The following is a 12,074-nucleotide window of genomic DNA, read 5'->3' as shown; positions in this document are numbered from 1 at the left end:
GTGAACGACTCCATCGTCTTCTTCGACAGCGGCCACGCGCCGGCACTCGAACTGCTCGGCGGCAAGTGCGCCTCACTGGTCTCCATGACTGCCGCCGGCATGCCCGTACCGCCCGGATTCGCCGTGACCACGGCCGCCTTCGACCGCTTCGTCGACGGCAGCGGCCTGCGCGAGGAGATCCGGGCCGCCCTCGCCGAGATCGACCCCGACGACGTCGCGTGTGTCGACCGGGTGTCGGCGAGGATCCGGGCCGCGATCGAGTCCCGGGACGTCCCCGAGGAGATGCACGGCATGCTGCGGGACGCCTACGGCACCCTGATGTCGCGGTTCCCCGACGAGGTGCCGGTCGCGGTCCGCTCGTCCGCGACCGCCGAGGACCTCCCCGACGCCAGCTTCGCCGGCCAGCAGGACACCTACCTCTGGCTCACCGGCTACCCCGCCGTGCGGGAACACGTACGACGGTGCTGGGCCTCGCTCTACACCAGCAGGGCGATCACCTACCGGCTGCGCAACAACATCCCCGAGCAGGACCTGTCGATGGCCGTCGCGGTGCAGAAGATGGTCAACGCCCGCTCCTCGGGCGTCGCGATGACCCTCGATCCCGCCAACGGCGACCGCTCCAAGATCGTGATCGACGCCTCGTGGGGGGTCGGCGAGATGGTGGTCTCCGGACAGGTCACCCCCGACAACATCCTGCTCGACAAGGTCATGCTCACCGTGGTCGGCGAGCACCTCGGCGACAAGCACGCCGAACTCGTCCCCGACCCGCGGACCGGCTCGCTCGTCGAACGCGAGGTCGAGCCGGCCCGCCGCGCGGTGCGCTGCCTGACCGACGACGAACTGCTCGCCGTCGCGGCCCTGGCCAAGCGGGCCGAGAAGCACTACGGCTGCCCCCAGGACGTCGAGTGGGCACTCGACGCCGACCTGCCCGGCGGCGAGAACCTCCTGCTCCTGCAGTCCCGCCCGGAGACGGTGCACTCCGCAGCTCCGGCCGCTCCGGCCGCCCCCAGGGCCTCGGGCCCGGCCGGCTTCTCCATGACTGGTCTCACCTCCTCCCTCATTGGCCGCTGAGCCCGAACCGCAGAGGAACCCGCATGACCATCGAACAGACCATGAAGTCCTTCCCGAAGCCCTCGGAGATCGAGGTGCCCGCCGGTGCCGAGGGGTGGGAGGAGCTCTACCCCTACCACCTCGTCTTCGACAACGCCCCCGGCGGCGACGAGAAGTTCTGGTTCTGCGACAGCCAGCACTGGCCCACGGTGTTCAAGCCGTTCGAGACCATCGGCGGCGAGTTCGCGGTCAAGTGCCTCGGCCAGTACAACACCCGCCACCTGCTGATCCCGCCGGCGAACGGCATCGAGTTCAAGATCCATCTCGGCTATCTGTACATGAGCCCGGTGCCGGTGCCGGAAGGCGAGATCGCCGCCCGAATACCGGAGTTCGAACGCCGCGCCGGCCACTACTTCCAGAACTGGGACAGCCTGCTGGAGGCCTGGCACTCCAAGGTCCGCGCCACGATCGACGAGATGGAGGAACTCGAGTTCACGGCGCTGCCCGACGCCGTGCCGTTCGACGACATCGTCTCCGGCAAGGCCATGGACGGTTCCCAGGTGCTGATGGAGAACTACGACCGCCTGATCGCCCTGCTCTACCGCAACTGGCAGTACCACTTCGAGTTCCTCAACCTCGGATACCTCGCCTACCTCGACTTCTTCGGCTACTGCAAGGAGGTGTTCCCGGGCATCCCCGACCAGGCCATCGCGAAGATGGTGCAGGGCGTCGACATGGAACTGTTCCGGCCCGACGACGAGTTGAAGAAGCTCGCCGTCAAGGCCGTGGAGATGAAGCTCCAGGCAGCGTTCGCCGACCCCGACGACGTCGAGGGCACCCTGCTGGCGGTCCGCGACGCGGGTGGCGAGGAGTGGCTCGCGGCGTACGAGGCCGCGCAGGACCCGTGGTTCAACTTCACCGTCGGCAACGGCTTCTACGGCCACGACAAGTACTGGATGGAGCACCAGGAGATCCCGCTCGGCTACATCAAGGACTACATCCGGCGCGTCGACGAGGGGCAGGACATCATGCGGCCCGTCGACGCGCTGATCGCCGAGAAGGAGCGGATCGTCGGAGAGTACCGCGACCTGCTCCAGGGCGACGCACAGGAGCAGTTCGACGCCAAGCGCGGCCTCGCCGCCACCGCCTACCCCTACGTCGAGAACCACAACTTCTACATCGAGCACTGGACCATGGGCGTCTTCTGGCGCAAGGTCCGCGAGCTGGCCCGCGTGTTCACCGACGCCGGCTTCTGGGCAGAGCCCGCCGACATGCTCTACCTCAACCGCAACGAGGTGCGCGACGCGCTCTTCGACCTCGTCACCGGCTGGGCGGTCGGCGCCGAGCCGGCCGGACCGCACTACTGGCCGGCCGAGATCGAGCGGCGCCGCGGCATCATCGACGCGCTCTCGACCCGCCGTCCGCAGCCGGCGCTCAACACCCCGCCCGCCCAGATCACCGAGCCCTTCACGATGATGCTCTACGGCATCACCACCGACCAGGTCCAGCAGTGGCTGGCCGGGGACGAGGGCGGTGACGACGGTGCCATCACCGGCATGGCCGCCTCGCCGGGCGTGGTCGAGGGCGTCGCCCGCCTGATCACCTCCGCCGACCAGCTCGGCGAGGTACAGGACGGCGAGATCCTCGTGGCCACGATCACCGCTCCGTCCTGGGGCCCGATCTTCGGCAAGATCAAGGCGACCGTCACCGACATCGGCGGCATGATGAGCCACGCCGCCATCGTCTGCCGCGAGTACGGCCTGCCCGCCGTGACCGGCACCGGCTCGGCCTCGACCACCATCCGCACCGGCCAGCGCATCCGCGTCGACGGCACCGCCGGCCGTGTCGAGATCCTGGAGAGCTGAGCCACCATGTCGCTCCCCCACCCTCAGGCGCCCGCCCGCACCGTCCTCGTGACCGGTGCCGCGGGCGGCCTGGGCCGGGCCTTCGCCCTCGGCTTCGCCGGCCGTGGCTACCGCGTCGCCGTCGCCGACCTCGACACCGACGGCGTCAAGGAGACGGCCCGCCAGGTCCAGAACGCCGGGGCCGACGCCTGGCACGGACGCGTCGACGTCACGGACACCGACTCCACCGAGGAACTCGCCACGCGGGTCGCGGACTTCGGTGGCGGCCGGATCGACGTCCTCGTCAACAACGCGGCCGTGTACGGCACCGTCACCCGCTCGCCGCTCGAGGACATCGACCCCGCGGAATGGGACCTCGTGATGGCGGTCAACCTCAAGGGGCCGTGGCTGATGACCCGCGCCGTCAGCCCGTACCTGCCCGAAGGCGGCCGGGTCGTCAACCTCTCCTCGGCCACCGTCTACAGCGGCTCGGAGAACTGGGCGCACTACGTCGCCTCCAAGGGCGGTGTCATCGCGCTCACCCGGGTGATGGCCAAGGAACTCGGCCGCCGCTCGATCACGGTCAACGCGATCGCGCCGGGCTTCACACTCACCGAGGCGAGCCGCGGCCTGCTCGAGGACGCCGAGTCCTACGGCGTCGACCGCGGCTCCCTGCGGCGGGCCAGCCGGCCCGAGGACATCGTCGGTGCCGCGCTCTACCTCGCCGGCCCCGACAGCGACTTCGTCACCGGCCAGACCCTGGTCGTCGACGGCGGCCGTCAGTTCATCTGACCTCGATCCAGGAGGAAAGTCATGCCCCAGGTCACCTATACCGACCACACCGGTGCGTCCCGCACGGTGGCGGCCAACGTCGGCGACTCGGTCATGGAGACCGCGGTCCGCAACGGCGTACCCGGCATCGTCGCCGAGTGCGGCGGCTCCCTGTCCTGCGCCACCTGCCACGTGTACGTCGACCAGGACGGCCTCGCCTCGCTCCCGCCGATGGAGGAGATGGAGGACGAGATGCTCTGGGGTGCCGCCGAGGACCGGCAGGACAACTCCCGCCTCTCCTGCCAGCTCAAGGTCACCGACGGCTGCGACCTGCACGTGACCACCCCGACCACCCAGGTGTGAACGACCATGGCTGACGGACTGCTGATCATCGGCTCCTCGCAGGCCGGTGTATCGCTCGCCACCTCCCTGCGCGCGCTCGGGTACGCCGAGCCGATCACCCTGCTCGGCGACGAGAACCACCGCCCCTACCAGCGGCCCGCCCTGTCGAAGGAATGGCTGCAGGGCGAGATCACCGACGAGTCGCTGATGTTCCGCACCCAGGAGTACTGGGCCGAACACCGCATCGACGTGGTGAAGAACGAGCGCATCATCCGCATCGACAAGAACGACGACGGTTCGGGCGTCGCCCACTCCATGTCGGGCGCCGACTTCCCCTTCGACCGGCTGGCGCTGGCCGTCGGCGCGCGGGCCCGGCGGCTGCTGCTCGACGGCGTCGACCTGCCCGGCGTCCTCTACCTCCGCAGCGCCGACGACGCCCTCGAACTCAAGGCCCGGGTACCCGGAGTGCGCGACGTGGTCGTGATCGGCGGCGGCTTCATCGGCATCGAGGCGGCCGCGTCCCTGACCAGGATGGGCCGCTCGGTCACCCTGATCGAGGCGGCGCCCCGGCTGGTCCCGCGGGCCGTCGGCGAGGAGACCTCGGCACACCTCCTCGACCACCACCGGGCCGCCGGCATGGACATCGTGCTCGGCGCCTCGGTCCGCCGCATCGTGCCCCGCGGCGACCGGGTCGGCGGCGTCGAGCTCGCCGACGGCCGGACGGTCCCCGCCGACCTGGTGCTGGTCGGCGTCGGCGTCATCCCCAACACCGAACTGGCCGAATCGATCGGCCTGGTGTGCGACAACGGTGTTCGGGTCGACGAGTCCGCCCTCGCCTCCGACGGGGTCACCGTCGCCGTCGGAGACTGCGCGAACCTGCCCAACCCCGTCCCCGGCGCCCCCGCCGGCGACCGGGTGCGCTTCGAGAGCGTCAACAACGCCATCGAACAGGCCAAGGTGGCGGCCTACGCCATCACCGGCCGCCGCGAGGAGTACGCGGGCATCCCGTGGTTCTGGTCCAACCAGGGCGACATCAAGCTCCAGATCGCGGGGCTGTCCACCGGGCACGATCGCACGCTGGTCCGCGCCGACCCGGAGCGGGGAAAGCACTCGGTCCTCTACTACCGCGGTGATCGGATCCTGGCCGCCGACTGCGTCAACCACCCGCTGGACTTCATGGCGGTCCGCAACGCGCTGGCCAAGGGCCTGTCCATCCCCCACGACGCCGCCGCAGACCCGTCCGTCCAGCTCAAGTCCGTGACCGTCGACCCGGCCGCCCTGGTCGCGGCCGACTGAGAAGGGGAACCCCATGCCCACCGCGCTGCCCACCGAGCGCCCCATACCGGCGCCCGGACCGGTCGACACCTCACCCATCTCGTTGACCCCGGCCCCCGGCGACGATCTCAACCCCATATGGAAGGCGGTCGTCCCCGAGACCCGCACGCGCGGCAACGACATCCACCTGCCGATCTCGCTGGCCTACGCCGAGCGGCTGTGCGACTCCTTCCCCCACGCCGACCGGTTGCTGGTGCGCGTGGCGATCCAGCTGCACGACACCGGGTGGGGGAGGGTCGACGAGGAGCGCATCCTTTCCGAGGGATTCTCCGGTGACTGGCGCAGGGCCGAGATCCGGTTCGAGCACGAGAGACAGGGCTGCGCGATCGCCCGCGAGGTGCTGCCTCCTCTCGGCTACGAGGACGCGTTCGTCCAGCAGGTCTGCGACATCATCGACGGGCACGACACCCGGAAGGAGGCGTACTCGCTGGAGGACGCGCTGGTCCGCGACGCCGACCGGCTGTGGCGCTTCGACCACGCCGGGATCGCGCTGGCGTCCGGCTGGTTCCGCATGGACCCCGCGGTCTACAGCGACCGGCTCGAGACGGAGATCGTTCCCGAACTGCTCACCGCCCCGGCCGTCGCCATGGCCACCGCCACCCTCAACCGCTCGCGTGCCCTGCTCAAGACGGCCGTGATCCGATGAACGCCACCGACGCCCGGCCGGCGACCGGACGGACGGCGTCCACCCGGCCGGAGCCCCGCTGGACCCATGTGGACGATCTCTACGCCGACGGCGCCTGGACCCGCTCGACCGCTGCCGCCCGGCTGCCGCTGGTCGATCCGGCCACCGGCCAGGAGTGGGGATCGGTCCCGGACTGCTCGGCCGACGACGTCGACGCCGCGCTGTCCGCCGCCGACCGGGCCTTTCGCACCGGCCCATGGCCGCGGACCACGCCGTCGCAGCGGGCCGCACTGCTGCTGCGGATCGCCGACGAGGTCGAGGCCCGCGCCGCCGACACGGCGCTGGCCAACACCCTCGAGAACGGCTCACCGATCAGCGAGACCCGCGGCGCCGCCGCGAACGCGGCGGGCATCCTGCGGCACGTCGCCGGGCTGGCGTCCTGGCTCGAGGACGAGGACGTACGGCCGTTCCCGGCGGGGGGCGCCGAGACCGTCGTGCGCAGGGACCCGGTGGGCCCGTGCGTGCTGATCGCACCCTGGAACTTCCCGATCAACCTCATGGTGGTCAAACTGGCGCCGGCCCTGCTCGCCGGCTGCACGGTCGTCATGAAACCCGCGCCCGGCACATCGCTGTCGATCCGGTTCGTGGTCGAGGCGTGCGAGGCCGCCGGCGTCCCGCCCGGGGTGGTCAACCTGGTCACCGGCGGCGGTGAGGTCGGCGACCGGCTGGTGCGCCACCCGCTCACGGCCAAGGTCGCCTTCACCGGGTCGACCCCGGTCGGCCGCCGGATCGCGTCCGCTTGCGGCGAACTGCTGCGACCGGTCACCCTCGAGCTCGGCGGGAAGTCCTCGGCGATCGTGCTCCCCGACGCGGACCTCGAGCAGATGTCCGCGGCGCTGATCCGCACCTGCCTGCGCAACACCGGGCAGACCTGCTACGTCTCCACCCGCATCCTGGCCCCCTCGGAGCGCTACGAGGAAGTGGTCGACGTGGTCACCCGCACGGTCGAGGCCGCCCCGCAGGGCGACCCCTTCGACGAGCGCACCGTGTTCGGGCCCATGGCCTCGCGGGCGCAGTACGAAGTGGTGCGCGACTACCTCGACTCGGCCCACGAGGAGGGGGCGCGAGCGACCGTCGGCGGACGCCCCGCCGACACGGAGCGGGGCTGGTTCATCGAGCCGACGGTTTTCGCCGACGTCACCCCCGACATGCGGATCGCGCGCGAGGAGATCTTCGGGCCGGTGGTGAGCGTCCTGCGCTACGACGACATCGACGAGGCCGTCGCCCTCGCCAACGACACGTCGTTCGGGCTGGGCGGCGTGGTGTTCTCCGCCGACCGCGAGGCCGCGCAGGCGGTCGCCGAACGCATGGACACCGGATCCGTCGGCGTGAACTTCTTCGGCTCCAACCACAACGCCCCCTTCGGCGGGCGGCACGACTCGGGGCTGGGCGTCGAGTACGGAATCGAAGGCCTGTCCCAGTACGTCACCTTCAAGTCGATCCACCGTCGTGCCGGCTGACCCATCCGCCGACACGGCACGTGACGATCGGCAGCCGCGACGGCCTTTCGCCGGAGAGGAGGCGGTGAAGCAGGTGCTCAAATCAACTGGCTTTCCTTGAAAATTAGTTGATGGGCGTTCAGCCGGAATCCGACATCCGCGACGCGTTCTCCTCCGTCCTCGGGCGATGACCCCCGGGCGCCCTTGATGCCGACCGCCGTGCGGCGCCCGGCTGTCAGTGCCGGGTGGGAGACTGCGGGGCATGACGAAACCGGATCCGAAAGCGGACCTGACCCGATACCTGCAGGACGCCAGGGAAGCCCTGGTGTGGAAGCTCGAAGGGCTCTCGGAGTACGACGTCCGCCGCCCGCTGACACCCACCGGCACCAATCTGCTGGGGCTGGTCAAGCACGCCGCCGGAGTGGAACTGGGATACTTCGGCGACGTGTTCGGCCGGCCCTTCTTCCGGCAGGATCCGCCGTCCTGGTGGTACACGCAGGACGCCGAACCCAACGCGGACATGTGGGCCACCGCGGACGAGTCGCGCGAGCAGATCGTCGGGCTCTACCACCGGGCCTGGGAGCACGCGGGCCGTACGTTCGCCGCGCTCCCGCTCGACACCGTCGGTCATGTGCCGTGGTGGCCGGAGGAGCGGAGGGAGACCACGCTGCACCACCTCCTGGTGCGGGTGATCGCCGACACCCACCGGCACGCCGGCCACGCGGACATCGTGCGGGAGCTCATCGACGGGGCCGTCGGCTGGGGGAAGAGGGCGAGCGATCTGCCGTCCGGTGACGCGGCCTGGTGGGAGGCCCACCGAGGCCGGCTGGAGCACGCGGCGAGGGAGGCGGGCAGCCGCCGGCCGGCCGGGGCGTAGGGAGCCCCCCCCTCGCGTCGGCTCTCTCCTCCACCTCGATCCGCCGGACAGAAGACCCCTGGTCGAAGTCGCAGGCGGCGAAGACGAGGCCCCCCACGGTCCCGTGGGGGGCGCTCCCGCACGGCACATCGGAGGACCGCACGGCTTGCCTCCAAAACGACGCGAGGGAGCCGGGAAATCCTCGCGTTAGCACGGCTCCTGACGGGCAGCCAGCTGTGCGTGAGGTCTGGACAGCCGTCGACCGACGTGTTGTCATTCCGCTGCACAGTGAATTTCCAACGTTGAAATAGCCCCTGGCCGTCGCGGCGCCGGTGCCGCGCCGTACCGGCGGGTCCGCTTGGGCCGCCGGTGAACACCCCCCGTCGGCCCGGCCGTTCACCTGACGCGGTCCCGTTTCGTCCTGTCCCCATGCCCCCTGCGCGAGGAAAGGTTCGATGACAAGACAACACACCCGCCCGAGAGCCCGGTGGTGGGCTCTGCTGACCGTCGCGGCCCTGCTCCTGCCCACGAGCGCGGCAGTTCCCGCCGCGGCGGCCGCGGAGCCCGTGAGCGGCAGCACGTCCGCACGTACCGCCGGTGCGGCAGCCGATGCCGCCATCGAACAGCACGGCCTGAAGGGCGAGTACTTCAGCATGTCGGCGCCGGGAGCCCGGGACTTCGCCGTGCTCGGCGGCACCCTCCTGGAACCGCAGATCAACTTCTCCGGCCTGACGAGCACGTTCGAGGAACTGACCGGGAAGACGGAGCACACGACCGCCCGCTGGACGGGACAGATCGAGGCGCCGAGGACCGACGACTACACGTTCCACGCCATCGGCGACAACGGATTCCGCCTCTTCGTCGACGACAAGCCTGTCATCGACCACTGGGAGCCGGACTGGGACAGGGAACAGACCAGCGAGCCGATCAGGCTCACCGCCGGTGAACGGCTCACCTTCCGGCTGGAGATGTTCCAGGACTTCGGCGGATCGAACATGTTCCTGCGCTGGTCGAGCCCGACGACACCCAAGCATTTCGTCCCCGAGTCGGCGTTCACGCCGCCCGCCGGTTTCGAGGTCTTTCCGGTGGACCTGTCGGTCGCCGAGGACGGGAAGCGGCTGCGCGCCCGGTTCGAGAATCGGGTCGGCGGCCTCGACGGGGTCACGAGGCACCTGAAGATCGAGGCCGACACCACCGCCATGCCGGTCACGTCGGTGAAGGCGGCACCCGGCGACCGCAGTTCCCTCCTCGTCACGCTCGCGAAGCCGATCCAGAAGAACCAGCAGGTCCGGTTCACCTACGACGGCGAGGGCGGCCTGACGGCCGGCGGCAAGACCGTGCCCCGGATCGTCCGCTACGCGACGAACACCTCCGACCACCGTCTCACCACGGAGTGGGGCGACGAACTGGACAGGAAGAACCCGCTGCCGGAGTACCCCCGTCCGCAGCAGGTGCGGTCCCAGTGGAAGAACCTCAACGGAACCTGGCAGTTCAGCGGTGCCGAGGCGGGCGAGCAGCCGGTCTTCGGCAAGAACCTGGACGAGCGGATCACCGTGCCGTTCCCCGTCGAGTCCCAGCTGTCCGGGCTCGAACGGCACGAGGACCACATGTTCTACCGCAAGCTCGTCGAGGTGCCGAAGAACTGGAAGATCGGTGAGGGAAAGCGGCTGAAGCTCCACTTCGGCGCCGTGGACTACCGGGCCCGCGTCTGGGTCAACGGCCGGAAGGTCGCCGAACACACCGGCGGCTACACCGCGTTCAGCGCCGACATCACCGACGCGCTCAAGGGCAGGGGGGCGCAGGAGGTCGTGGTCGCGGTCACCGACACCGGCGGTGCCGACCAGCCGACGGGCAAGCAGCACACCCGTCCCAGCGGCATCTTCTACACCCAGTCGTCCGGCATCTGGCAGACGGTCTGGATGGAGCCCGTCGCCGAGGCGGCCATCGACAACGTCGTCACCACGCCGGACATCGACACCAGCAGCCTGGCGGTGACCGTCGAGTCCGAGGGCGCCTCCTCGAAGGCGCGCGTGGAGGCCGTCGCCCGCGACGCCCGCGGCGAGGTCGTCGGCAGGGTCAGCGGGCCGGCCAACCGTGAGCTCCGGCTCCCCGTGGCGAAGCAGCACCTGTGGAGCCCCGACGACCCCTACCTCTACGACCTCGACGTCAGGCTGACCGACGGCCGGTCGGCGGACAAGGTCGGCAGTTACTTCGGCATGCGCGAGATCGGGATCGAGGAGGTCGGCGGCTACCGGAAGCTGGTGCTCAACGGAGAGCCCGTCTTCTCCCTCGCCACCCTCGACCAGGGCTTCTGGCCCGACGGCCTCCACACCGCCCCCAGCGACAAGGCGCTGGCCTTCGACCTCGAAGCGCACAAGAAGCTCGGCTTCAACGCCGTCCGCAAGCACATCAAGGTGGAGCCGGCGCGCTGGTTCCACCACGCGGACAAGCTCGGCCTGCTGGTCTGGCAGGACTTCGTCTCCGGGAACATCACCACCGAGACCGGGCAGAAGGCCTTCGTCGACCAGGGCCGCGAGATGATGCGCCAGCACCACAACTCGCCCTCGGTCATCGGCTGGATCGTCTTCAACGAGGGCTGGGGCGAGTGGGACCGCGAGGAGAGCGGTCGCATCGCGGAGTCGGTCAAGGCCGCCGACCCCTCCCGCGTCGTCAATGCCCACAGCGGCGTCAACTGCTGCAACTCCAAGGGCGACTCGGGCAAGGGCGACATCATCGACCACCACGACTACAACAACGAGGACCCGCCCTTCCCCGACCACCGGGCGGCCATGGACGGGGAGCACGGCGGCTTCACCCTGCGCACCCCGGGCCACATGTGGCCGGGCACGCCGACGGTGATCTACAGCGGCGTCGCCGACAAGGAGGCCCTGACCCGCAAGTACGTGGAGAACACAGAGCGGTTCTACCTCGACCAGGCCGCCGCCGAACTCTCCGGCTCGGTGTACACGCAGATCACCGACCTGGAGAACGAACTGAACGGCCTCTACACCTACGACCGCCGGGAGATCAAGGTCGACCCGGTCAGGGTGCGCGAGGTCAACCGCAAGGTCATCGCGGCCGGCGCCGCCGCGGGTGAGCGGGAGCAGTTGGAGGGCGGCGGCCACTGGAACCTCGACGAGGGCACCGGCACGACCGCGAAGGACGACGGCCCGAACGGCAAGTCCCTGACACTCACCGGCGGCACCACCTGGACCCCCGGCGTCAGCGGCAGCGCGCTGGAGTTCGACGGACAGGGGCAGCACGCGCGAACCGACGGCCCCGTGCTCGACACGACCGGCAGCTACTCGGTCTCCGCCTGGGTCAGGCTCGACTCGCTGCCCGGCAACTACGCCACTGCGGTGAGCCAGGACGGGCGGCGCCAGACGAGTCCCTTCTACCTGCAGTACGGGCAGGGCGCCTTCGCCTTCAGCACACCCGGCGGAAAGCGCGCACGGCTGGAGACGAAGCCGGACACGGGCCGCTGGTACCACCTCGTCGGTGTGCGTGACGACGCGCGGGGCGAGATCGACCTCTACGTCGACGGCGTTCTGGCGGCGACCGCCACCGCCGGCCCCGCCTACGTCGGCTCGGGACCGCTCGCCGTGGGCCGTGCCCAGTGGAACGGCACCGACACGGACTTCTGGGACGGCGCGGTGGACGAGGTCCACGCGTTCGACAGGGCGCTCACCACCGAGGAGGTGAGCGCCCTGCATGACCGGGAGAAGCCGTGACCGGGCGGCCGGTGGGCACGA

General features: G+C 70.3%; 9 protein-coding genes. All 9 read left to right on the top strand.

Annotated features, from left to right (window positions below):
- The 9 genes from AB0I73_RS28615 (at nucleotide 1) to AB0I73_RS28575 (ending at nucleotide 12,053) form a co-directional block, all read left to right on the top strand.
- Nucleotides 1-1,071 carry a PEP/pyruvate-binding domain-containing protein gene (locus AB0I73_RS28615; protein WP_363042065.1) on the top strand — a complete coding sequence of 357 codons (1,071 nt, stop codon included), beginning with the start codon at nucleotides 1-3 and terminating at the stop codon, nucleotides 1,069-1,071.
- Between the two features lie 23 nt (nucleotides 1,072-1,094).
- Entirely contained in the window at nucleotides 1,095-2,915 is a 1,821-nt protein-coding gene (locus AB0I73_RS28610) for a PEP-utilizing enzyme (protein ID WP_363042063.1), read from the top strand.
- A gap of 6 nt (nucleotides 2,916-2,921) precedes the next feature.
- Nucleotides 2,922-3,686 carry an SDR family oxidoreductase gene (locus tag AB0I73_RS28605; RefSeq protein ID WP_363042061.1) on the top strand — a complete coding sequence of 255 codons (765 nt, stop codon included), beginning with the start codon at nucleotides 2,922-2,924 and terminating at the stop codon, nucleotides 3,684-3,686.
- A gap of 21 nt (nucleotides 3,687-3,707) precedes the next feature.
- Entirely contained in the window at nucleotides 3,708-4,028 is a 321-nt protein-coding gene (locus tag AB0I73_RS28600; RefSeq protein ID WP_109381130.1) for a 2Fe-2S iron-sulfur cluster-binding protein, read from the top strand.
- A gap of 6 nt (nucleotides 4,029-4,034) precedes the next feature.
- Nucleotides 4,035-5,303 carry an FAD-dependent oxidoreductase gene (locus AB0I73_RS28595; protein WP_363042058.1) on the top strand — a complete coding sequence of 423 codons (1,269 nt, stop codon included), beginning with the start codon at nucleotides 4,035-4,037 and terminating at the stop codon, nucleotides 5,301-5,303.
- Between the two features lie 13 nt (nucleotides 5,304-5,316).
- Nucleotides 5,317-5,988, top strand: a complete 672-nt coding sequence (locus AB0I73_RS28590) for an HD domain-containing protein (protein WP_363042056.1) — start codon at nucleotides 5,317-5,319, stop codon at nucleotides 5,986-5,988.
- The gene (locus tag AB0I73_RS28585; protein WP_363042054.1) at nucleotides 5,985-7,487 is read left to right on the top strand and encodes an aldehyde dehydrogenase family protein; all 1,503 of its coding nucleotides are present in this window, start codon (nucleotides 5,985-5,987) and stop codon (nucleotides 7,485-7,487) included. Before AB0I73_RS28590 ends, AB0I73_RS28585 begins: the two co-directional genes overlap by 4 nt.
- Before the next feature lie 241 nt (nucleotides 7,488-7,728).
- Entirely contained in the window at nucleotides 7,729-8,343 is a 615-nt protein-coding gene (locus tag AB0I73_RS28580) for a DinB family protein (protein ID WP_363042052.1), read from the top strand.
- Between the two features lie 434 nt (nucleotides 8,344-8,777).
- On the top strand, nucleotides 8,778-12,053 hold the full coding sequence (locus AB0I73_RS28575; protein ID WP_363042050.1) for a LamG-like jellyroll fold domain-containing protein: 3,276 nt from the start codon (nucleotides 8,778-8,780) through the stop codon (nucleotides 12,051-12,053).
- Nucleotides 12,054-12,074: the final 21 nt, after the last annotated feature.

Origin of the sequence: Streptomyces sp. NPDC050388, assembly GCF_040655635.1 — a bacterium.
Classification (GTDB): domain Bacteria; phylum Actinomycetota; class Actinomycetes; order Streptomycetales; family Streptomycetaceae; genus Streptomyces.
Note: the sequence above shows the minus strand (reverse complement) of the source record. Positions and strands in the feature narration are given on the sequence as shown.